Origin of the sequence: uncultured Brachyspira sp. (assembly GCF_944388875.1) — a bacterium.
Lineage (GTDB): Bacteria > Spirochaetota > Brachyspiria > Brachyspirales > Brachyspiraceae > Brachyspira.
Genome location: NZ_CALXKQ010000036.1, coordinates 1 through 23,636 on the forward strand (window position 1 = coordinate 1; position 23,636 = coordinate 23,636).

Here is a 23,636-nt window from a genome sequence, read left to right on the forward strand (position 1 = left end):
AAATTGAAAAATTTCATCACATACCCCGCCCTTTAGGTTTTACCGCCTTTATAAGAAATAGCACTCCAATTTGTTTTGCTGTTTAGTTAGAAGAAGAACACCCGCCCAAGCGATTATTATATTTGATACTTTCACAAACGCAGGTGAACAAAGCCAAAATTGAAAAATTTCATCACATACCCCGCCCTTTAGGTTTTGCTGTCTTTATAAGAAATAGCACTCCAATTTGTTTTGCTGTTTGAGCAGAAGAAGCAAGCCCGCCCAAGCGATTATTATATTTGATACTTTCACAAACGCAGGTGAATAGAGTATGAATTTTTAAATTAATTACATACCCCGCCCTTTAGGTTTTACTGCCTTTATAAGAAATGGCACTCTAATTTGTTTTGCTGTTTAGTTAGAATGAGCATGCCCGCCCAAGTGATTATTATATTTGGTACTTTCATAAACGCACGGTAAACAGAATTTATAATGTTACAAAGATGAGGATTGCAAGTAAATCTATATTTTTAACTTTGTTCCGCGTGCGGTGAATAGATTACAAATTTTATTTACATACCCCTCCCTTTAGGTTTTACCGCTTTTTCAAGAAATGGCACTCTAATTTGTTTTGCTGTTTGAGCAGAAGAAGCAAGCCCTCCCAAGCGATTATTATATTTGATGCTTTCATAAACGTGAGGTGAATAGAGTATGAATTTTTAAATTAATTACATACCCCGCCCTTTAGATTTTACTGTCTTTATAAGAAATGGCACTCTAATTTGTTTTGCTGTTTAGTTAGAAGAAGAACACCCGCCCAAGCGATTATTATATTTGATACTTTCACAAACGCAGGGAATAAAGATAAAATTTTAAAATTTTATTACATACCCCGCCCTTTAGATTTTACTGTCTTTATAAGAAATGGCACTCTAATTTGTTTTGCTGTTTTAGTTAGAAGAAGCAAGCCCTCCCAAGTGATTATTATATTTGATACTTTCACAAACGCACGGTGAATAGAATTTATAATATAATAAAGATGAGTATTTAAAATAAATCTATATTTTTAATTTCGTTTTGTGTGCGGAGCGTAATGCTATAAATTTAAAAAACACTTGGGTGGGCAGTGCTGTAACTTATTAGACTAAAAAGAAAAACAGAATAAGAATAACAAATAATATTGAAATACTAGAGGGTGAGAAAATGTAATTAAATTTTAAAATTTTATTACATACCCCGCCCTTTATGTTTTACTGCCTTTATAAGAAATGGCACTCCAATTTGTTTTGATGTTTAGTTAGAATGAGCATGCCCTCCCAAGTGATTATTATATTTGATGCTTTCATAAACGCAGGTGAATAGAGTATGAATTTTTAAATTAATTACATACCCCTCCCTTTAGGTTTTACTGCTTTTGTAAGAAATAGCACTCTACTTTGTTTTGCTGTTTGAGTAGAAGAAGTAAGCCCTCCCAAGTGATTATTATATTTGGTACTTTCATAAACGCGGGTGAATAAAGCCTAAATTTTTTAAATTAATTACATACCCCCTCCCTTTAGGTTTTACTGCTTTTGTAAGAAATATCACTCTACTTTGTTTTGCTGTTTAGTTAGAATGAGCATGCCCCCCCAAGCGATTATTGTATTTGATACTTTCACAAACGCGGGTGAATAAAGCCTAAATTTTTTAAATTAATTACATACCCTGCCCTTTAGGTTTTACTGCTTTTTCAAGAAATAGCACTCCAATTTGTTTTGCTGTTTAGTTAGAAGAAGAACACCCGCCCAAGTGATTATTATATTTGATACTTTCACAAACGCAGGTGAATAGATTATAAATTTTATTTATATACCCTGCCCTTTAGGTTTTACTGCTTTTTCAAGAAATGGCACTCTAATTTGTTTTGCTGTTTAGTTAGAAGAAGAACACCCGCCCAAGCGATTATTATATTTGATATTTTTATAAACACAGGTGAACAAAGCCAAAATTGAAAAATTTCATCACATACCCCGCCCTTTATGTTTTACTGCCTTTATAAAAACGGCATTCTAATTTGTATTGCTGTTTAATTAGAATAAGCACACCCGCCCAAGTGTTGATTAAGTTTGAGATTTTATTCTGCATGTGTGGGGTAAAGCAAAATATAATTAAACATACTGTGAATATTTATTGATTTATTTTTATAACAAATATATTTTTTATATGATTATAATGAATCAATTTAATGTTTTATAATACAAAAATTTCAAATAAATATGTTGACTTTTTTATCTAAATTTATTAGAATAAAATAAGTGATAAAGTTATATAATAGGCATTATTAAAGATTGCTGATAATGTTTATGCTTATCATTAGTTAGGAACGATAAAGATCCTCTAAATCCTTATTATTCCAACGACACATATTATGCTAAAGTTATACGTAACTTTGCAGAGAATAAAGATCCTCTAAATCTTATTATTCTCACTAATTTTTATAGTCCGTTAGAATTAAGCTTAAAGGTTCTAACGAATTTGGAAACAGTAAAGATCCTCTGTCTTTATTGTTTCCTAAATATTTTTTGAAGTTATAACCCTCAAGGGTATAACATATAAAAAAATTTAGGAGAAAAACAATGAAAAAAGTTTTATTGACAGCTATGGCTATTTTAACTGTAGCAAGTGCATCCGTATTCGGTATGTATGGTGTAGACGGCGATGACTGGATCAACTTCCTTACTCACGGCAACCAATTCAGAGCTAGAATGGACCAATTAGGCTTCGTTCTTGGCAACGGTACAATTAAAGGTACTTTCGGCTTCAGAGCTGATACTGGCTGGATGGGCAATATCTTCAATATTGATAGAGCCGGCGGAACTAGTGCTACAGGAATTAATGAATATAGTTATTTTAACCCTACTGTATCTGCAGGTATAGGATACACTTCTGATGCATTCGGTATCGGTGTAGGTTATAACTTTACTTATATTGATAAATATTTGCAAGTTCATACTCCAACTTTAGTTTTCAATGCTTTAAATGACAATTTAAGAATAGCTGTGCCTATACAAGTAGCTGTTACAGATAATATTGGCGGGGTAAACGGTATTAAATTTACAGGTGTAGGATTTAATCAAATGGAATTAAGATACTATACTGGAATAGATGCTTTCAATGCTATAAGAGTATATGCTTCTTATAAAAATGCAACTATAGATGTCACTCGTCTTGGCAAAAGAGTATATGAAGATTTACACTTGCAGTTAAGATTATACTTCTTAAACACTCAAATAGGAAATGTAACAGTTAATCCTTATATCAGAATAGATTATGCTACACTTCTACAAGGTGCTGGTACAGCTGGTTATGACAGCTTTATCACTGTAGGAAACTATAATAATTTTGCTTATCACGTTAGCGGAACAACAGAAACATACTCTGTTAAACCTTATACTATCAAAATTAAACCTGTATTATCTTTAGCAGCAAGCAGCGATATAGTTTCTTTATACTTTGAACCTTCTTTAGGTTATGCTATGACTTCTTATAAAGTAAGAGGTGTTGCTGAAACAACAACTCATGCATTAAACTGGGGTGCTTATGCAGAAATGTATGTAACACCAGTTCAAGACTTAGAATGGTACTTCGAGATGGATGTTAATGGCAATGTTACAGGTGCTCAAAAAGTAGCTAATGCTGATTTAGCTCCAGTATTATTTGAAACTACTACTGGTATCACTTGGTACTTGCCTTCACTTGGCGGAGATACTGCTCAATAATTAGAAGTTAACTTGTAAAATATATAAGTTTAGGGGGCTTGAATAAAGCCTCCTTTTTTATTTTTTTTATATTTTTGATATTGATTTTTTTATGCGTTTTTGTTAGAATGTATAAAATATTTTACAATGCTGAATATGTTTCGGCTTAATGCTCTATAAAGTTATTGCCTTTAGGTATTAACTATATAAAATTTTAGGAGAAAAAAATGAAAAAGATTTTGTTAACGGCTATTGCTTTATTGACTTTAGCAAGTGCGTCTGTATTCGGTATGTACGGTGTAGACGGTGATGACTGGATTAGTTTTCTTACAGACGGAAACCAATTCAGAGCAAGAATGGATCAGTTGGGCTTCGTTTTAGGAAATGATACTATCAAAGGTACTTTCGGTGTGAGAGCTGATACAGGTTATATGGGTTCTATAATAAATAATGGCGGTACATACAATGATGAATCCGTTTCTTTAAATCCTACAATATCTGCTGGTATAGGATATACTTCTTCTGCATTTAGTATTGGCGTAGGCTATAACTTTACTTATATTGACAGATTTCTACAAGTTCATACCCCTGTATTAATGCTTAATGCATTAGACAATAGCTTGCAGTTTGTTGCTCCTATACAGGTAGCTATAACAGATACTGATAAATATAGAGCTAGCGGGGCTCCAGCATGGATACCAGAAACAAAAATGAAATTTACAGGCGTAGGCTTCAATAATATGGAATTGAGATATGCAACAGGAATAGATGCATTTAATGAAATAAGAGTTTATGCCTCTTATTTTAATGCTTCTACTGAAACATCTGTAAATAAAACTATACAAGAGGCATTAGGTTTGGAATTAAGACTATACTTCCTAAAAACTACAGTAGGAAATGTTGGTATTAATCCGTTTATTAAAGTTCAGTACAGCACAGCTTTAAAAGGATATAACACTGCTGAATTTATGGTATCAGATTATAGATTCGGAGGCGGAATATTAGATACTCAAAAACAGTCTGATATTTTTGATGTTAGCCCTTACGAAGTTGTTATTGCTCCTACATTGGCTTTAGAAGCAAGCAGCGATATAGTTTCTTTATATTTTGAACCTTCTTTAGGCTATTCTATGTCTTCCTACAAACCAAGACGTTTTACTGAAGTAACAACTCATTCATTATATTGGGGTGCTTATGCAGAAATGTATGTAACACCAGTTCAAGACTTGGAATGGTACTTCGAAATGGATGTTAATGGAGATGTTACAGGTGCTGCAGATTCTAAAGCTAATCAGAATCTATCACCAGTATATTTTGAAACTACTACTGGTATCACTTGGTACTTGCCTTCATTCGGTGCTGCTGAATAATTAAGATAATTAATATTGGTATATAAGGGGGCTTGATTTAAAGCCTCCTTTTTTATTTCTTATCATTTATAAACTCATTAAGAATATCAAATATTTCTGCGTATTTATCATCATCGTTTTTTAGCATTGACAAATATGACTTCATAAGATTAAATCCAAAGTATGCTTCTATATTGTTATCATCCTCTTCTATAGATTTTCTGTAATATTCTAATGCCTCTTCATATAAACCCAATTGTTCTTTTTCCTTTGCTGTATAAAAATATTCTTCTGATTTATTATTTTTTTTATTCATACAAAAATCCGATAAAATTAATTACAATATAATATTATACTATAATGAAATTTTTTTCAAAAATTGTATATTGTAGAATTTACAAAAGCAAAATATGTACAAAATGTATAATTTTGTTAAAAAATATTTAAAATTACCATACTTATACGATGTATATGTATAATTTAGATATATTTTCATAGTTTGCATTTTTTTATCGTATTATATATAAATACTGCTGTAATATACTATACAGTGTATATGTATATATTTAAAAAAATAAAAAATATTTTATTAAAATACTACTTTTATTAATTTTTGAAAAACTTTTTTTTTATCGTAAATATATATTTCATAAATAAAATTTCTATACTTATTAAGTATAAGGATATGTTAATTAAAGGGGGAAACTATGGATTTAAAAAATTCAAAAACAAATGAAAATCTAAAAACCGCTTTTATTGGGGAGGCTATAGCTAGGTGCAAATACATGTACTATGCTGAAAAAGCTAGGGAAGACGGCATGGAAAATCTTGCATTAGCCTTTGAAAAAGCATCGAGAAATGAGCAGGAACATGGAAAACTATGGTTTGAACGCTATCATGGAATATTCTCAAAAGATGAAAATTTGAAAGATGCAATAGCAGGCGAAACTTATGAATCTAATGATATGTATTTAAACTTCGCTAAAACAGCCAGAGAAGAGGGATTTAATGATATAGCCATTCTTTTTGAACACGTTGCTAAAATAGAAGATGGACATAAAAAGATGTTTGAAAAATATTTAGGCAATAATATTGAAAGCCTTAACAGATGGCAATGCGGCAAATGCGGATATGTTCATAATGAAGCTGCTGCTCCTAAAAAATGTCCTGTATGCGAACAGTACAGAGTAGGCGGAATTAATTAATAAAGTTCTAAATATCATTATATTAACAAAATTATTATTATGGGGGTTTTTTAATTATGTATAGTAAAAAAGCTGAATTTTTAGCTGAATTAATAGGTTCTATGTTTATAGCATTATTCGGATGCGGTGTTGTTGCCTCTGTTGTTATTGGAAATAATGGAACAGCTATAAATATACATATAGCTTGGGGACTTGGTGTAACATTTGGTATATATGCATCTGGAAAGATAAGCGGTGCTCATTTAAATCCTGCTGTTACTTTAGCATTAGCTACTACAGGAAGATTTTCATGGTCTAAAGTTTGGTATTATATAGTTGCACAGATGATAGGGTTCTTTATTGGTGCTGCTATAGTATTTGCTGTTTATTATGGAAAATGGATAGAAGTGGATCCTACATTTTCAAACACTACAGGAGTATTTGCTACATTTCCAGCTGTACCGGGATTTTTACCGGGCTTTATAGATCAGGTGGTTGGAACATTTATTTTGATGTTTTTGATATTGGCAGTAGGAGATGCTAATAATACTCCTGCTGGTGCTAATTTGGGACCTATAATAGTTGGTTTAATAATAGTAGGTATAGGAACATCTTTCGGATTTATGCATGGTTATGCTATTAATCCTGCTCGTGATTTAGCACCTAGACTTTTTGCTGTTGCTGCAGGCTTTAAAAATAACGGTCTTACAGATGGTACTAATATATGGATAGTTCCAGTTATAGGTCCTATAGTAGGAGCTGTAATAGCTGCTATTATTTATGACATTACAATAGGAAAAGCATTAAAAAATAATAAATAAAAGGAGTGTTAATTATGGCAAAATATGTAGTTGCAATAGATCAAGGAACAACCAGCAGCAGAGCTATAGTATTTGATTATGATCAGAATATGGTTTCAGTTGCTCAAAAGGAGTTCACACAGATTTATCCTCATGAAGGCTGGGTTGAGCATAATGCTGCAGAAATTTGGGCTACTCAGTTTGGTGTATTACAGGAAGCAATACAGATTGCAGGAGTTAAGCCTGAAGAGATAGCTGCTATTGGTATTACTAATCAAAGGGAAACTACAGTTGTATGGGATAAAAATACTGGTGAGCCTATTTATAATGCTATAGTGTGGCAATGCAGAAGAACAGCTCCTATTTGCGATGATTTAAAGAAAAAAGGTCTTGATACATATATAAGAGAGAATACTGGTTTGGTAGTAGACGCTTATTTCTCTGGAACTAAAATAAAATGGATACTTGATAATGTAGCTGGAGCAAGAGAAAAAGCTAATAAAGGTGATTTGCTTTTCGGTACAATAGATACTTGGCTAGTATGGAAACTTACAGGCGGTAAAGTTCATGTTACTGATTATACAAATGCATCAAGGACTATGATATATAATATTAAAGAACTTAAATGGGATGAAAATATTTTAAGAGAATTAGATATTCCTATAAGTATTCTTCCAGAGGTAAAAGACTCTTCATGCGTTTACGGATATGCTAATATTAACGGTAAAGAAGTACCTATATCTGGAATAGCAGGAGATCAGCAGTCTGCATTATTTGGTCAGGCTGGATTTAATAAGGGCGATACTAAAAATACTTATGGTACTGGAAGTTTTATACTTATGAATATAGGTGAGAATTTTATATTAAGTAAAAACGGACTTATTACTACTATAGGCATAGGATATAATGGAAAAATAGAATATGCTTTGGAAGGTTCTGTATTTATAGCTGGTGCTGTTATACAGTGGGTACGTGATGAATTAAGACTTCTTCATGATGCAAAAGATACAGAATATTTTGCTACAAAAGTAAAAGACACTAATGGAGTTTATTTAGTACCTGCTTTTGTTGGTCTTGGTGCTCCTTATTGGGATATGTATGCAAGGGGCTGTTTAGTAGGTATTACAAGAGGAGTTAATAGAAGTCATATAATAAGAGCTGCAGAAGAGGCTATTGCTTATCAAAGTAAAGATGTTATTGATGCTATGGTTGCTGACAGCGGTGTAAAATTAGCTTCATTAAAAGTGGATGGAGGAGCATGCCGAGATAATTTCCTAATGCAGTTTCAAGCTGATATTATTAATACAAAAGTTCTTCGTCCTCAGATAACAGAAACTACTGCTTTGGGTGCTGCTTATTTGGCTGGTCTTGCTGTTGGATTCTGGAAGGATAAAGATGAGATTTCTAACAGGTGGAAATTAGAAAGAGAGTTTACTCCTTCGCTTTCAGAAGAAGAGAGAAATAAAAAATATATGGGCTGGAAAAAAGCTGTTGAGAGATCGAGAGGATGGGCTCTATAAATATTTATTATCACTTTTCATATTAATACTCATTAATTTTTGATTATTGGGTATTAATATGCCTAATAAAAATTATAAAGCATTCAATTATTGTTATACAGAATTTATTTGAATCAAATTCAATATAGGGGAAATTTATACTATGTATGATATATTGATTATAGGTGCTGGAGTATCAGGCACTTCTTCAGCACGCGAGCTATCTAGGTACAAGGCTAGTATATGCGTTGTAGAAAGAGGAGAAGATGTTTGCTCAGGTACTTCAAAATCCAACAGCGGAATAGTGCATGCAGGTTTTGATGCTCAGACTGGTTCGCTTATGGCTAAGTTAAATGTTCTTGGCAATAAGATGATGAAAAAAATAGCAGAAGACCTTGATGTGCCTTTTAAACAGAATGGTTCTTTAGTGGTATGTACAAATGAAGAGGATATTCCTAATTTGCAAACCATTTATGACAGAGGCATAAAAAACGGTGTTGATGAACTGCAGATACTAAATAGAGAAGAGGTGCATAAAAAAGAGCCTAATTTAAACGACAATGTATGTGCTGCTTTGTATGCTCCTACTGGCGGTATAGTTGATCCATTTATATTAAATATTGCTTATGCTGAAAATGCTTATGCTAACGGAGTGGAATTTAAATTTTATACTGAAGTTATCAATATCAAAAAACTTGATGACGGTACTTTTGAGGCAGAAACTAATAACGGAACTATAAAAGCTAAATATATTGTTAATGCTGCTGGAGTTTATGCTGATAAGTTTCATAATATGATGAGTAAAAACAAAATACATATTACTCCGAGAAGAGGAGATTATATATTGCTTGATAGAGAAGTTGATAATCTAGTAACTTCTACAATATTTGCTCTTCCTACAAAATTGGGTAAAGGTATATTAGTTACTCCTACAGCTCATGGAAATATAATGCTTGGACCTACTGCTATCGATATAGAAGATAAAGAAGGATTAAATACTACAGCTGAAGGACTCTCTCAGATTATAGAGAAATCAAAAATGACTGTGAAAAATATACCTTATAATAAAGTGATAACTTCATTTTGCGGGCTTCGTCCTCATGAAAATAATCATGAGTTTATTATTAAAGAACTTGAAGACTGTGAAGGATTTTTTGACTGTGCTGGAATAGAATCTCCTGGACTTGCATCTTCTCCTGCTATTGGTGTAATGGTTGCAGACATTATAAGCAGGAAAGGAAACTTTGAGAAAAAAGAAAACTTTATAGAAAAAAGAAAAGGAATAACGCATTTTAATAAACTTTCTAATGAAGAGAAAAATAAACTCATAAAAGAAAATCCTTTATACGGACATATAATTTGCAGATGCGAAAAGGTAACCGAGGGTGAGATTGTAGAAGCTATAAAAAGTCCTATAGGAGCTAAATCCCTTGACGGAGTAAAAAGAAGAGTACGTGCTGGTCTTGGAAGATGTCAAGGCGGTTTTTGTTCTCCTAAAATAATAGAGATATTAGCAAGAGAACTTAATGTTTCTCCTCTAACTATTACTAAATGCGGAAAAGGCTCTGAAATAGTTATTGGTTATGATAAGGAAACTTTTTGATTTAGAGATTATTAGTATTTAATTAAAAACAATATAATCATTTGTTTTTATTTAAGGAGTAAAAATGCAGTCTTATGATGTTGTTGTTATAGGCGGAGGTCCTGCTGGGCTTGCTGCTGCTGTTTCTGCTAAAGAAAACGGTATAGATAATTTGCTTATGCTAGAGCGTGATGAGGTGCTTGGGGGCATACTCAATCAATGCATACATAATGGTTTTGGGCTTCATAGATTTGGTGAGGAGCTTACTGGTCCTGAATATGCTTACAGATTTATAGAAAAAGTTTATGATTTAAATATTAATTATAAACTCAATACTATGGTTTTGGATGTTGTACTTAATGATGATAAAACTAAAAAAATTATTTATATAAATAAAGAAGAAGGTTTAGTTGAGATTAATGTCAAAGCTGTGATACTAGCTATGGGCTGCCGTGAGTGTTCTAGGGGAGCTTTAAATATACCTGGTTTTAGACCTGCTGGGATATTTTCTGCGGGTGCTGCTCAGCATTTGGTAAATATAGAAGGGTATATGCCTGGTAAGGAAGTTGTTATACTTGGTTCTGGAGATATTGGGCTTATTATGGCTAGGAGAATGACTTTTGAAGGAGCTAAAGTTAAGGTGGTTGCTGAGATACTTCCATTTTCAGGAGGGCTTAAAAGAAATATAGTTCAATGTTTGGACGATTTTAATATACCTCTTAAATTAAGTCATACAGTTATAGACATAAAAGGAAAAGACAGACTTGAAGGAGTTACAATAGCTAAAGTTGATGAGAATATGAAGCCTATTAAAGGCACTGAAGAATATTATTCATGCGATACTTTGCTTTTATCTGTAGGACTTATACCAGAAAATGAGCTTTCAAAAGAGATTGGCGTTGAGATTAATCCTATAACTTCTGGTGCTATAGTTAATGAAAGTTTGGAGACTAATATTGACGGAGTATTCTCCTGCGGTAATGTTCTTCATGTTCATGACTTAGTAGACTTTGTTTCTGAAGAGGCTGAAACTGCAGGAAAGAGTGCTTCCGAGTATGTGCTTAAAAACAAAAGAAGAGATAATACAAATTCTATTTCACTAAAAGGTTCTAATGGTGTGAGATATACTGTGCCTTCTATGATTAATGCTCATAATGTAGATGATCATGTTATGGTAAGGTTTAGAGTAAGTGCTATATTTCAAAACAAATTCTTAAATGTATATTTTGACGGCGAGAGAGTGATACATAAAAAGCATTTGATATTTGCTCCAGGTGAAATGGAAAGTGTTAAACTAGATAAATCCATGCTTTCAAAAGAAGGTCTTAAAAATATTGAGTTTAAGATAGAGGATAATTAATAAAATATAGTATATACCTAAACAACTATAGTTTGTCAAATTTTAGTTATTTATAAATGTAAATATAATTTACTTATAACATAATATATTTTTATTAATCAGCAAAATATGTTTTAGATGTATAGTAAATTACTTGTTTTGTATAATAATAGGTAATCAGCCGCACGTATAGTTGACATTTGATAAAGAATAAACAATACCGTGCGGGAAGGTGCCGCAGCTCGCGGTTGACAAACTTAAAAATTTTTAGTATATAATTAATATGATTTGGAGTTTATATTTATGTTTCAAACTTTAAGATTAGTTTATCCGCAGTGGCAGGGCGGTATAATATCCCATTGGATAAAGGAGCTTAAACCTGAAGATTCTTCAAGAGGCTATTATTTAGGGGCTAAACTTCTAAGTATATTAGCACCAGAAAATAATACTCATAAAACTATAGAAGTTCCTGTTTCTCTTAATATAGAAAAGAGAGAAATAAAAAATGGTATTATGGATTATGATTATATAGTAAATCAAAATAATAGTGCTTTGGATATACTAAATAAAAATGATCCTGACAAGATAATAGTTTTTGGAGGAGAATGTTCTGTAAGTGTAGTTCCTTTTACATATTTAAATAAAAAATATGATAATGACATAGCTTTAATATGGATAGATGCTCACCCTGATATAACTTTACCTGAAGACAATACCTATGCTGGATATCATGCTATGGCTGTAAGTGCCTGCATGGGTAAAATAGTGGCAATAAATAATCTTCCAAGTAAAATTTCAGCAGAAAATATTTTATTTGTAGGGCTTAGAGATTGGGAAAGAGAGGAGATAAAGATTCGTCAAAAAGAGTATGGCATAAAGCATTTTGCTCCTGAAGAGATTTCAAAGTCAAGCGAATGTATAATAAAATGGATTAAAGAATGCAAAGCCAGTAAAGTATTAATACATTTTGATTTAGATGTTCTTGATCCTAACGAAATAATAGCAGCGGTAGGAGTTTCTCCAAATGGAATGAAAATTAATGAAGCTGTAAGGGTTATAAATGATATTGCCAGAGAAAAAGAATTGGTAGGTCTTACTATAGCCGAGCATATGCCAAGAGTAGAGATACTTATGAAAAATATGATGGCTGATTTGCCTTTATTTAATTAGATAATTATAAACTAAAAACTATTAAAAAAATAAAAGGAAGTAATTTATGGAAAAAAAAGAATTAACTTGTATATGCTGCCCTATGGGCTGTGCTTTGTCTGTAGAGATGGAGGGAAACCAAGTTGTAAGCATAAGCGGTAATACATGCAAGAGAGGAGATACTTATGCCAGAGATGAGGTTGTTCGTCCTGTTAGAATGGTTACTTCTATAGTAAAAATAAAAAATGGAAGATTAAAAATGCTTCCTGTAAAAACTAAAGAGCCTATAGACAAATCAAGAATTAATGAATGTTTAGAGGCATTAAAAACTGTAGAAGTTAATGCTCCTGTTCATATTGGAGATGTTGTACTTAAAAATGCTGCTGGTGCTGATATAGTTGCTACTAGAAATATAGAAGCAATATGATTTAGTTATTATATAAGGCTGTCAAAAAATAAGCAGCCTTATATAAATTTTTAATTTTGTTCTGTTTTTTCATAAATTTTATCAGCTTCTTTTATTATTCTTCTGAACTTTTCTTTAATTAAAGCAGTTCTTTTTTTCTGAAGCATTATATTTATTGCTATAGAATAACATATAAGAGATACTATCATCATAAATAAGAAAGCTATAAAATATGAAAAATTAGAAGCTAAATAACCAACTATAAAAGGTACTATTAAAGCAGCAACTCCAGTTAAAGTTTCATTAACAGCAACATTATTTGAAGCATTTTCCTGATCTGCCAAAGCATAGTAAAGTCCGAAGAAATATCCGAACCCGCTTACAAAACCTAAAAACATAAAAGCAAGCAAAAATAGCCAAAAGTTTGAAGTAACAAGAATTAAAGTAAGTGCGGCAGGTGTTAATAATCCTACAACTGTAAAAACTCTTTTGGTTTCTAAAAATCTTAAATAGAATGCACTGATTAAAGCTCCTACAGCCATAAATCCTGATAAACTTCCTACTAATATACCAGCAGTAGATTCTGATAATCCTACCTGTTTTATACCATAGTCTAGGAACATGAATCTCAATGTATGCAAAACGGCAGCACCTACAAATATTATCAGCCATCCTATATATACTTTATATCTAGGTGCTCTCATAAAAGGTTCTTCCCATTTATGTCTTTTCGATTTGAAATGCAGATGTCTTGACATATAGAAAAAAACAAATATTAAAATACTCATTGCTATAACTATAACAAAGCCTATATTAGGATTTAATTTATATATAAATCCTGTTACTATAGGACCTACTGCAAGTCCTAATGTCCATGAAAATATAAAAAGACCGCTGCTTATTCTTATAGGCAAATCTTTTGAAACACTGTCTAATAAAGATTGGAAACATACGAAAAATACTGTTGTATTAGATCCGAATAAAAAAGAGTATAACAATGCCATTTCGTTAGGAAGGTATAGTAAGCATAAAATAGATATTACAACCTGTATGCATGCCTGAAGATACAATAATCTTGGATATATTGCTTTTGGTATTTTAAATTTAGAGAAAGTACCTGCAGATACCATCATACCCATACCATAAGAAACACCTAATAGTGAAATAAAAAATGGATTAGCTCCTGATGTAGAGGCGTTAATAACTAAAACTGTACTGAATATACTGGAGCATAAATAAATTAAAAACGGCATTGAATAAACTAAAATAGTCATAATATTTTTTACCTTCAAACAAAAAAAAATTTGTAATAAAAAAGGGACACTAATTATAAGCGTCCCTTTAGTTAAATAATATATATCATTATAAAAAAAATGATATATGCTTATTTGATTTTTTTTAATTTTTTTAGAATTTTTATTATTAAGTTATTTATTTTATGGTACTTGAAAGAATATTATAAATAAAATATACTATTTTAACAATAAATATTATTAATAGACAAGTGAAAATATATGATTAGAGATATAGATAATTTACATCCTGTAATAAAAGAACTTTTAAATTTGAGAGGTATTTCATCAAAAGAGGATATTTTCGATTTTTTCTTTCAGGATATATATTCGCTTTCAAACCCATTCAATATAAAAGACGTTAATGTATTTGTTGATAGAGTAAAAGAAGCGATAAACAGTAATGAAAAGATACTTATTTACGGCGATAAAGATGCTGACGGAATTACAGCTGCATCTATAATTTATAATACATTAAAGGTTGTTACAAAAAATGTTGAAGCTTTTGTTCCTAATCATGAAACTGGATATGGGCTTTCTAAAACTGTTATAGAAGAATATGCTAATTCGGGTGTTAGTCTTATAATAACAGTAGACTGCGGAATATCTAATGTTGAGGAAGTTGAGTTTGCAAGAGATTTATCTATTGATATTATAGTTACGGATCATCATGATATACCTGAGATAATTCCTAATGCTTATGCCGTATTTAATCCTAAACTTTATAATACTGGTTTTTCATCTAAAAATTTTTCAGGCTGTGCTGTGGCATTCAAACTTATGCAGGCATTTGTTTTCTCATACACGAAGCTTTACAATAAAGATATTATAGTATTGGATTATGAGATAGATAAAGCTAAAAATGTATTGAAAAAAATAAGAGCATTAAAATCTGTAAACTTTACTTTAGAAGATGATGTATTTGGTTTTGAACTTATTAATGATAATAATTGCTATAAGTCAATTTATATAGATTATTATGATGAACTTATGAGTGAGGATGAAGTATTAGAAGAGCTTGCAAGCTATATGTTTGAGGGGGATGGTACTGTATTAGTATTGACTGGAGGAGAGGACAGATTAAAAAGGCTTTTATCATTATATGAAAAATATGATATATATTTGCCTGAATATGACGGCGTTTATGATCTATTGCAGCTTGGTGCTAAATATGGAAATGTTAATATAAAAACAACGAAAACTTTAAATGATTTTGCTTTGGCACTCAATGTTAATATTTACAAGTATGATGATATTGATTATAGAGATTTAATAATAAAAATGGAAATATTTAGAAGAATGTTTTATATAAGTCAGAAACAGCTTCAGAGTTATATACGTAAAAAATCTATACTCGTACTATTTGGAACTGTTGCTGATGTTGTGCCTCTTACTGGCGAGAATAGAACTTATGTAAAATGTGCTTTAAAGGAATTAGAAAATCCTACGCATATTAGATATAATGCTATATTGGAGAGAATAAATTTATTAAATACAAAGATAGATACTCAGGCTGTAGGGTGGAAATTGGCTCCTTTTATTAATGCAGCTGGAAGAATGGGAAGTCCTGAAACGGCTTTAAAACTTCTTACTTCTGAATTAAAGGAAGAGGCTGTATCATTATCTCAGGAAGTTTATAATATGAATGAAACTAGAAAATCTTTAACAGAATCTAATTTCAGTATAGTTAATGAGTATATAAAAATAAATAAATGTTTATCTCTTCCAGTTGTTATAGTAAAAAGTGATAAAATAGAGCAGGGTTTAACTGGATTAATTGCTGGGAAGGTTTTAAGTGAATATGGTAAAACTGCTGTAATAATGTATGAAAATGAAGCAGGCATTTGTGTTGGAAGTATAAGAAGCAGGGGAGATGATAATGCTCGGGATATGCTTGAGGCATCAAAAGTTTATTTGACAAAATTCGGCGGACATAAAAATGCTTCAGGATTTACTTTAGAGAGTGCAAACTTTGAAAAGTTTTCAAGCAAAATAATAAAATATGCTTCTTCTCAAAATTTCAGTACAGAAAAAGAAGAAGATATTTTTGATATGGAATTAGATTTTAAGGATATAGATATTAAATTAGCATCTATGCTTGAATTATTTGAGCCTTATGGAAGCGGAAATGAGGAGCCTGTATTTATGTCAAAAAAAATAAATATTAATGAAATAAAGAAAATGCCTAAAAATAATAAACTGCATTTAAGACTTGAATTAAGTCAAAGCAATAAAAATATAAGTGCAGTTATTTGGAATAGCAATGAGGAAGAGGTAAAAAAATTAGAAGCTGCTGATTATATTGATATTATATATAAACTTAAAGTTAATCGTTTTGCAAATAGTGCTGATGCTAGAATATATATAGATAAATATAAAATCTTTTAATAAATATTCAATCTTTAATAATCAAAAAGCTTCAGTCATAAATATCATCAATAAAAAATAATTATAATAAAAAGGAAGCTTGTTTAAAGCCTCCTTTTTTATTAAGTTAAATATTTAATTATTTCCAAATGAAGGAAGGTACCAAGTTATACCAGTAGTAGTTTCAAAATATACTGGAGCTAAATTAACATTAGCTTTTGCATTATCCTTACCTGTAACATTTCCATTAACATCCATTTCAAAGTACCATTCTAAGTCTTGTACTGGTGTTACATACATTTCGGCATAAGCACCCCAATACAATGAATGAGTTATAGTCTGTTTTCTATTATATCTTTTTAAAGGAGCATCTCCATAAATAGTATATCCTAAAGAAGGTTCAAAGTATAATGAAACTATATCGCTGCTTGCTGATAATGCTAATGTAGGAGCAATAGTAACCTTATAAGGATTAGCAGAGAAATTATCAGACTGTTTGGTATTAGCATCTATACCATAATTTCCGTCATGTTCTCCTGACACAGCACTTCCCTGAGGATATTTATAGCTTTCTGTCATTAAAAAATCTCCTAATCTTGAACCTTTTAAAGCTGTAGAATATTGCACTTTGATAAAAGGATTAATTCCTACATTTCCAACTGTTGTATTTAGGAAGTATAATCTTAACTGCAAATCTAATGCCTCTGAAACATATTTAATAGTTGAGCCATTAAAAGAACTTTCATGCGATGTACTTCTATAAGAAGCATAGAATCTTATTTCATTGAAAGCATCTATTCCTGTACTATATCTCAATTCAATATTATTAAATCCGATACCTGTAAATTTGATTTTATTATTTATAGAAGCAGATTCTCCATTAGGACCTAATGATTGTGCATTATCAGTTATGGCTATTTCTATAGGAACTGCTAATTTTAAATTATTATCCAAAGCATTAATCATTAATACAGGAGTGTGTATTTGCAAATATTTATCTATATAAGTAAAGTTATATCCCACTCCAATACTAAATATATCAGAAGTATATCCTATACCAGCCGATACTGTGGGGTTTAAAGCAATAGATTCACCGCCTATAGTTCCAGTTCCCAATATAGAACCCATATATCCAGTATCAGCTCTTAAACCAAAAGTTCCCTTTATTGTATCATTTCCTAAAACGAATCCAAGCTGATCCATTCTTGCTCTGAATTGATTTCCATCTGTAAGAAAACTAATCCAATCATCACCATCATATCCATACATTCCAAATACGGAGAAGCTGGCTAAAAATAAAATAGCTGTAACAGTAAAAATAATTTTTTTCATATATTCTCCTAAGTATTTAATTAAACTAGCATTTGCTAATCGGATTAATATAATTTAAATTTGGTTTATATTAATATAAAATTATAATTTTTCAATACTAATAATTTAAATATGAAAATTTATGATATTTGCAATGATGAAAGAAGTTTATGAACAAATAATTTTTTAATTAATTTATCAATTTATTTATATTTTCATCATCATTTACTAAATATTTTTCAAACATTCTTTTATGTCCTTCTTCTATTTTAGCAACATTTTCAAACAAAAAAGCTATATCATTAAAACCTTCTTCCTTAGCAGTTTCAGCGAACTTTAAATACATTTTTTTAGATTCATAAGATTCATTGATAATTGCATCTTTTAAATTTTCATTATTTGAAGATATGCCATAACATCGTTCAAACCATAATTTTCCATGTTCCTGTTCATTTCTAGCAGCACTTTCATAGGCTATTGCCAAATCTTCCATTCCATTTTCTCTAGCTTTTTCAGCATAATACATATACTTGCATCTTTCTATGCTATCTATTATGAAAGCTGTCTTTAAATTTTCTATCGTTTTTGAATTAATTAATTCAATATTTGAAGTCCATGTATATCTGTATCTTTTATTATTCTTATAATAAAGTGCAATAACACAAATAAAAGCAAATAACGACATAACAGCACCGCCAAATCCAACCCATTTCATTCCGTAATGTTCAAAAATTGTACTTCCTATAAATGATCCTAAAGCCACACCTAAATTAAAAGAAAATGAATTATTGGCTGAAGATAATGTCAGACATGAAGGGTAGTCCTTTTCTACAAAATTTAATATATTAATTTGTATAGGCGAAGTCATTAAATACATTAAAAATCCTACTGATAATACAATCATAGCAGAACCTATTTGGGTATCAAAAGCATACGGAGATATCAGCATGCATAAAAACTGAAATATGAATACAAATCTTAATTTATATACACCGTTTTTTTCTGCTAATTTTCCAGAAGTTAAAGTGCTGAACAAAACGGCAATACCAAATATCAGCAGTGCTATACTAATATTTTCTTCAGGCACATGAACATACTCAGTGAAAATAGGATTCAAATAAGTATAAATTACATAAGATGAAGCAGCACCGAATATTATAGTAAGAGAACTCAATACAAGCCTGCTGTCTTTTACTATTATAAATTGTTCAAGTAATTTTACTTTATATGAAGCAGTATTTCTAGGAAGTGTTAAAGCAAGAAGAAGCATTGTAATTATACTGGAAACAGATATAAATAAAAATGAATCACGCCATTCGAAATTATAGCTTATAGCAGTTCCTATTGGCAGTCCAAGTATATATGATATGCTGAATCCTGAATATATTAAAGCTACTACTATGCCTCTTTTTTCTTTTTTGGCTATATAAGGTATAAAAGATATTGATACTGATATTAAAACGCCTGATATTATAGCAGTAAATACTCTCATAATAAGCAAAAATATGTAATTATAAGCCATTGAACATAAAAAATTGCTCGCTGCAAATAATAAGCTTGCAAATATTATAAAATAATATCTATTGAACTTTCCTGCAATAGCTGCTGAAAAAGGAGAACATATAGAATATGCCAAAGCAAATATCGATATAATTCTGCTTGCCTGAGTAATTGATATATTTAAACTATCAGAAATATCTGTTAAAATTGCTACTACTATAAACTCGCTTGTTCCGAGTACAAAACTTAAAATTACAAGGGTGATTATGGCAAATATTTTATTTTTTTCTGCCTCATTATTATTATTGATAATATTGGAATTTATCATTAATTCTTCCCCTAAGAAAAATATAGAATATTATCGGATTACAAGTTATTTTGCTAAAATAGTACTTTATACAGTTCTAATGCAAAAATATTATGTCCGTTTTCATTTAAATGAACACCGTCAAAATATATATCATAATAATTATGATTTTTCAAAATATTATTAATAAAAATATCATATACATTTATGCTTTTTATATTATTTTTTTTAGTATAATCATTTATGAAATTAACATACTCTATTAAAGTATTTTCAAAATTATCCAAATTATCCGCCTCAAAAAATGTAAATGCTTCTTTTATAAAAGGAATAGGAGTAAAAACTATTATATCAATATTATTTTCATTGGATTTTTTTATTATATTTATAAAGTTTTCTTCTATTTTTGCTAATGATTTGCATGTAAATATATCATTAACTCCGCCCATTAGAATAACAGTATCAGCTTTTTCATTTATGCAGTCAATATCAAAACGTGCAAGCATTCCTGAAATCATATCTCCGTTAATGCCTTTATTAATAAGGATTATATCTTTATTTTCTTCTTCAAATTTTTTATTTAAAATAGAAGTCCATACATTGTTTCTATTTACCATATATCCGTAAGTTGTACTGTCTCCTAAGCAAATTATTTTTTTCATAAAATGTTTTCCTGTATTTTTTATTTTTATACATTATATTTTATTTATATAAAAAATACACGATTATTATATTAAAAATTTTATTCACCGTGCGTTAAAAGATTTTAAGTTTAATAACAGCTTGGGCGGGCATGCTTTTTTTATTGTATCTGGAAAAATATTAAAGTTATAGAGTGTTGCTTAAAGCAGTAAATTTATAAGGGCGGGGTATGTAAATTAATTTTTTAAAATTTATTTATACTTACCTTCTCATTTTTATAAAAAATGTCCCAAAACTAACACTTCTAAACATAAGTTTAATGTCAAAAATCTTGACAAATAGTTTCTTAAATAATATAATCTTTCAACTATCAAAAACGGCAGGAGTATGGGGTTATGCTTGATGATATAAGAAAATATTATGATCTTATAAAAGAAACAGAATTAAGACCGCTTTATGAAGATGATTTTCAATTTGAAATTATAAAAAATAGGCAGGAATTGGAAAATCATATATATGATTTGGATGATGATGAAAAAATTAGGATAAGAAACGCTGTAGAAAATTATTTAAGAGATTCTGAAAGCATTGTATTTTATACTTCTGAGAGTGCTGGAGAAGTTTATTCCAGCATAGAAGATTTTTTAGTTTATCTGCTTAATGAAATACTATATCAAAAATTACTTGCAAATAGTGAGAGAAAAAGGCTGTCTAATTATTTTATGGAATTAGAGATAAGCATAAAGAAGATGCTTATACTTATTTGGACTAAATAATTTATAGGAGGTGTAAAATTATGAAGAGATTTTTTGTTTTATTATTTTTAAGTATTATTTTTGCTTCATGCTACAGAGCTAATGAATCTTATTTTAATGTTTTATCGGCTAATAAAGAAGATAAAAGTATAAAAGTTATCGTAGAGGCTTTAAAATCTGGAAAAGAATCTGAAGATATATTTTTGATTACTCAATTTTTAAATAATGATGATGTTATAGTTAACACATCAATGTTGCAGATAGGACCTATGATGTTTGATGCAGGCAAATATGAATTTAATGTTGCATTTCCTACTAATTCATTTACTAAATATACAAACTTTATAGAAGAGATTGAACCAGAGAAGGCACAGAGAGCTGCCGCCAGCGGAGGATTCGGAAGCAGTTTCTTTACTTATATGATGCTTATGAATTTGATGGACAGCAGAAGACCCGTATATTATGATGATTACGGAAGCAGAAGAACAATTAATAGAGATTATTATGATGATAGGTATACAACTAGAAGGAGTACAGGAGGCGGATTTGGAAATTCTTCTAAAAAAACAACTGTAAATGATAATAATACATCAGCTAAAAGACGTACATTGTTCAAACAAAGTTCGGGAAGTTCTACACGAAAACAATCAACTTTTAGACGCTCTTCAACTAGAAGAAGATAAAAGAGTGAATCTGCAATATATATGAATTAAAACTTCATTTAAATTATATTAGAATGTATTGTTTAATTTTATGTTTTACACCACGCACGCAGAATAAAATTAAAAATATAAATCTATTTTCAATTCAAATATTATTATATTGTTAATTTTGTTTACCGTGCGTTGATGAAAATTTTAAATTTAAAAACAGCTTGGGCGGGCATGATTTTTTATAACGGTAAAAATAAAATTAAAGTTATATATTTCTCATTGAAGCAGTAAATTTATAAGGGCGGGGTATGTAATTAAAGTTACATCCCCGCCCATCATTTTTTATAATTTTAATTAGTCATTTTTGTTTTTCATTTCTTTGCTGTTTAAATAGATATTTCTGTACCCGCCCTAGTGTTTTTTAGATTTAAAGCGATCACTCACGCACGCAGAACTTATTTTTGATATAAATGAATTAATAGATAAAAGCACCTAAATTAATAAATAAGAATCTATTAACCGTAAAAGATAGTTTACATAATTTTGTTAAAATAAAAGGCTGACTTTTTTAAGCCAGCCTATAAAGAAATTGATTAATTTCAATTATTGAGCAGTATCTCCGCCAAGTGAAGGCAAGTACCAAGTTATACCAGTAGTAGTTTCAAAGTATACAGGAACTTCGCCAACATCTACATATTGAGTAATTTTTCCATATTTGCCGTTAATATCCATCTCGAAGTACCATTCTAAGTCTTGAACTGGTCTTACATACATTTCAGCATAAGCACCCCATGTTAATTTATGAGAAACAACTTCTGCTCCGCCATTATAACCAGATTTAAATTTCTTATAAGAATATTCATAACCTAAAGAAGGTTCAAAATATAAAGAAACTATATCGCTTGAAGCTGCTAAAGATAATACTGGTTTGATAGCGATTTTATAAGGTCTTACAGCATAGTATCCGCTTCCGCTTGACCATTCATAAGGGGTGCTAGGATTGTAACCATTGTTGCCATTAACATTAGGGCTGAAATAACCATTGTTTATTATAGTGATATTATCATCTATTAAATCGCCTCTTAAAGCTGTAGCATAATCTATTCTAATATATGGATTAACAGTAACATTTCCTATTTGTGTATTTAAGAAATATAATCTCAACTGTAAATGCATATCTTCTGAAAGAAAATCATGACCTACATTGCTCTTTTCTATTTTCCAATTTCTATAAGAAGCATACACTCTTATTTGATTGAAAGCATCTATTCCAGTCAAATATCTTACTTCCATATTATTGAAGCCTACACCTGTAAATTTGTATCCTAAATCTTTAGGAAAACCGTCAGATTGGTCTGTTATAGCTATTTGTATAGGAACAGCAAATCTTAAATTGTTATTTAAAGCATTAAGAACAAGTGTAGGAGTATGTACTTGTATAAATCTGTTTATATAAGTGAAATTATATCCAACACCAACACCTATCATATCAGAAGTGTATCCTATACCTAAAGATAATGTAGGATTAAAAGAAAGAGTTTCATTATTTTGTGCACCTCCATCTGATGATAAAATACTGCCCAACCAACCATTATCAGATCTGAAACCAACAGTACCTTTAATTGTACCGTTGCCTAAAGTGAATCCTAACTGATCCATTCTAGCTCTGAATTGGTTTCCGTCAGTAAGAAATCCAATCCAGTCATCGCCGTCTACACCGTACATACCGAATGCTGAAACTGTTGTAATTAATAAAGAACCTATTACAGCAGCTAGGAACTTTAC

The 23,636-nt window shown here is 30.3% G+C and carries 17 protein-coding genes and 2 pseudogenes; 12 read left to right on the forward strand and 7 right to left on the reverse strand.

The window, feature by feature from the left end; genetic code table 11:
- Positions 1-2,594 precede the first annotated feature (2,594 nt).
- Positions 2,595-3,737, forward strand: coding sequence for a cell surface protein (locus Q0J69_RS13475; protein ID WP_297208372.1), 1,143 nt, complete (start codon positions 2,595-2,597; stop codon positions 3,735-3,737).
- Positions 3,738-3,943: 206 nt separating this feature from the next.
- A complete protein-coding gene (locus tag Q0J69_RS13480; RefSeq protein ID WP_297208374.1) occupies positions 3,944-5,086 on the forward strand; it encodes a cell surface protein in 1,143 nt (380 codons plus the stop codon).
- 52 nt (positions 5,087-5,138) lie between these two features.
- Here the strand turns inward: Q0J69_RS13480 and Q0J69_RS13485 are convergent, their stop codons facing one another.
- Positions 5,139-5,381 carry a hypothetical protein gene (locus tag Q0J69_RS13485; RefSeq protein ID WP_297208375.1) on the reverse strand — a complete coding sequence of 81 codons (243 nt, stop codon included), beginning with the start codon at positions 5,379-5,381 and terminating at the stop codon, positions 5,139-5,141.
- Between the two features lie 391 nt (positions 5,382-5,772).
- Between Q0J69_RS13485 and Q0J69_RS13490 the strand changes: the two genes are divergently transcribed.
- The 7 genes from Q0J69_RS13490 to Q0J69_RS13520 all read left to right on the forward strand — a co-directional run bounded on the left by Q0J69_RS13490 (position 5,773) and on the right by Q0J69_RS13520 (position 13,045).
- Positions 5,773-6,270 carry a ferritin family protein gene (locus tag Q0J69_RS13490; protein ID WP_297208377.1) on the forward strand — a complete coding sequence of 166 codons (498 nt, stop codon included), beginning with the start codon at positions 5,773-5,775 and terminating at the stop codon, positions 6,268-6,270.
- Between the two features lie 56 nt (positions 6,271-6,326).
- A complete protein-coding gene (locus tag Q0J69_RS13495; protein WP_297208379.1) occupies positions 6,327-7,070 on the forward strand; it encodes an MIP/aquaporin family protein in 744 nt (247 codons plus the stop codon).
- 14 nt (positions 7,071-7,084) lie between these two features.
- The gene (glpK, locus tag Q0J69_RS13500) at positions 7,085-8,569 is read left to right on the forward strand and encodes a glycerol kinase GlpK (protein ID WP_297208381.1); all 1,485 of its coding nucleotides are present in this window, start codon (positions 7,085-7,087) and stop codon (positions 8,567-8,569) included.
- Positions 8,570-8,711: 142 nt separating this feature from the next.
- A complete protein-coding gene (locus Q0J69_RS13505) occupies positions 8,712-10,151 on the forward strand; it encodes an NAD(P)/FAD-dependent oxidoreductase (RefSeq protein WP_297208382.1) in 1,440 nt (479 codons plus the stop codon).
- Positions 10,152-10,215: 64 nt separating this feature from the next.
- Positions 10,216-11,490 carry an FAD-dependent oxidoreductase gene (locus Q0J69_RS13510; protein ID WP_297208383.1) on the forward strand — a complete coding sequence of 425 codons (1,275 nt, stop codon included), beginning with the start codon at positions 10,216-10,218 and terminating at the stop codon, positions 11,488-11,490.
- A gap of 282 nt (positions 11,491-11,772) precedes the next feature.
- Positions 11,773-12,639 carry an arginase family protein gene (locus Q0J69_RS13515; protein ID WP_297208385.1) on the forward strand — a complete coding sequence of 289 codons (867 nt, stop codon included), beginning with the start codon at positions 11,773-11,775 and terminating at the stop codon, positions 12,637-12,639.
- 46 nt (positions 12,640-12,685) lie between these two features.
- Positions 12,686-13,045, forward strand: coding sequence for a DUF1667 domain-containing protein (locus Q0J69_RS13520; protein ID WP_297208387.1), 360 nt, complete (start codon positions 12,686-12,688; stop codon positions 13,043-13,045).
- A 50-nt stretch (positions 13,046-13,095) separates the two neighbouring features.
- On the opposite strand, the gene Q0J69_RS13525 is transcribed toward Q0J69_RS13520, so the two are convergent.
- On the reverse strand, positions 13,096-14,298 hold the full coding sequence (locus Q0J69_RS13525; protein WP_297208389.1) for an MFS transporter: 1,203 nt from the start codon (positions 14,296-14,298) through the stop codon (positions 13,096-13,098).
- Positions 14,299-14,538: 240 nt separating this feature from the next.
- Here Q0J69_RS13525 and recJ point away from each other — a divergent pair, with 240 nt between their 5' ends.
- Positions 14,539-16,704: a single-stranded-DNA-specific exonuclease RecJ gene (recJ, locus tag Q0J69_RS13530; protein ID WP_297208390.1), complete on the forward strand. Its 2,166-nt coding sequence runs from the start codon at positions 14,539-14,541 to the stop codon at positions 16,702-16,704.
- A gap of 114 nt (positions 16,705-16,818) precedes the next feature.
- Here the strand turns inward: recJ and Q0J69_RS13535 are convergent, their stop codons facing one another.
- From Q0J69_RS13535 to Q0J69_RS13550, 4 genes and pseudogenes are all read right to left on the reverse strand, one after another.
- The gene (locus tag Q0J69_RS13535; RefSeq protein WP_297208391.1) at positions 16,819-18,015 is read right to left on the reverse strand and encodes a cell surface protein; all 1,197 of its coding nucleotides are present in this window, start codon (positions 18,013-18,015) and stop codon (positions 16,819-16,821) included.
- 181 nt (positions 18,016-18,196) lie between these two features.
- Positions 18,197-18,598: pseudogene (locus Q0J69_RS13540) on the reverse strand (rubrerythrin family protein); the annotation flags it as partial.
- A 42-nt stretch (positions 18,599-18,640) separates the two neighbouring features.
- Positions 18,641-19,822: pseudogene (locus tag Q0J69_RS13545) on the reverse strand (MFS transporter); the annotation flags it as partial.
- 53 nt (positions 19,823-19,875) lie between these two features.
- Entirely contained in the window at positions 19,876-20,463 is a 588-nt protein-coding gene (locus tag Q0J69_RS13550; protein WP_297208399.1) for a GDSL-type esterase/lipase family protein, read from the reverse strand.
- Positions 20,464-20,838: 375 nt separating this feature from the next.
- Here Q0J69_RS13550 and Q0J69_RS13555 point away from each other — a divergent pair, with 375 nt between their 5' ends.
- Both Q0J69_RS13555 and Q0J69_RS13560 read left to right on the forward strand, forming a co-directional pair.
- On the forward strand, positions 20,839-21,219 hold the full coding sequence (locus Q0J69_RS13555; protein WP_297208401.1) for a hypothetical protein: 381 nt from the start codon (positions 20,839-20,841) through the stop codon (positions 21,217-21,219).
- 20 nt (positions 21,220-21,239) lie between these two features.
- The gene (locus Q0J69_RS13560) at positions 21,240-21,881 is read left to right on the forward strand and encodes a hypothetical protein (protein WP_297208403.1); all 642 of its coding nucleotides are present in this window, start codon (positions 21,240-21,242) and stop codon (positions 21,879-21,881) included.
- Between the two features lie 573 nt (positions 21,882-22,454).
- Here the strand turns inward: Q0J69_RS13560 and Q0J69_RS13565 are convergent.
- Positions 22,455-23,636 (reverse strand): hypothetical protein (locus tag Q0J69_RS13565; RefSeq protein ID WP_297208405.1); only part of this gene is annotated, 1,182 nt, incomplete at its 5' end.

Excerpts from the sequence above, each read along its gene's own strand:
- Q0J69_RS13475 (WP_297208372.1), top strand. The coding sequence starts at position 2,595 with ATGAAAAAAGTTTTATTGACAGCTATGGCTATTTTAACTGTAGCAAGT.
- Q0J69_RS13480 (WP_297208374.1), top strand. The coding sequence starts at position 3,944 with ATGAAAAAGATTTTGTTAACGGCTATTGCTTTATTGACTTTAGCAAGT.
- Q0J69_RS13485 (WP_297208375.1), bottom strand. The coding sequence starts at position 5,381 with ATGAATAAAAAAAATAATAAATCAGAAGAATATTTTTATACAGCAAAG.
- Q0J69_RS13490 (WP_297208377.1), top strand. The coding sequence starts at position 5,773 with ATGGATTTAAAAAATTCAAAAACAAATGAAAATCTAAAAACCGCTTTT.
- Q0J69_RS13495 (WP_297208379.1), top strand. The coding sequence starts at position 6,327 with ATGTATAGTAAAAAAGCTGAATTTTTAGCTGAATTAATAGGTTCTATG.
- glpK (WP_297208381.1), top strand. The coding sequence starts at position 7,085 with ATGGCAAAATATGTAGTTGCAATAGATCAAGGAACAACCAGCAGCAGA.
- Q0J69_RS13505 (WP_297208382.1), top strand. The coding sequence starts at position 8,712 with ATGTATGATATATTGATTATAGGTGCTGGAGTATCAGGCACTTCTTCA.
- Q0J69_RS13510 (WP_297208383.1), top strand. The coding sequence starts at position 10,216 with ATGCAGTCTTATGATGTTGTTGTTATAGGCGGAGGTCCTGCTGGGCTT.
- Q0J69_RS13515 (WP_297208385.1), top strand. The coding sequence starts at position 11,773 with ATGTTTCAAACTTTAAGATTAGTTTATCCGCAGTGGCAGGGCGGTATA.
- Q0J69_RS13520 (WP_297208387.1), top strand. The coding sequence starts at position 12,686 with ATGGAAAAAAAAGAATTAACTTGTATATGCTGCCCTATGGGCTGTGCT.
- Q0J69_RS13525 (WP_297208389.1), bottom strand. The coding sequence starts at position 14,298 with ATGACTATTTTAGTTTATTCAATGCCGTTTTTAATTTATTTATGCTCC.
- recJ (WP_297208390.1), top strand. The coding sequence starts at position 14,539 with ATGATTAGAGATATAGATAATTTACATCCTGTAATAAAAGAACTTTTA.
- Q0J69_RS13535 (WP_297208391.1), bottom strand. The coding sequence starts at position 18,015 with ATGAAAAAAATTATTTTTACTGTTACAGCTATTTTATTTTTAGCCAGC.
- Q0J69_RS13550 (WP_297208399.1), bottom strand. The coding sequence starts at position 20,463 with ATGAAAAAAATAATTTGCTTAGGAGACAGTACAACTTACGGATATATG.
- Q0J69_RS13555 (WP_297208401.1), top strand. The coding sequence starts at position 20,839 with ATGCTTGATGATATAAGAAAATATTATGATCTTATAAAAGAAACAGAA.
- Q0J69_RS13560 (WP_297208403.1), top strand. The coding sequence starts at position 21,240 with ATGAAGAGATTTTTTGTTTTATTATTTTTAAGTATTATTTTTGCTTCA.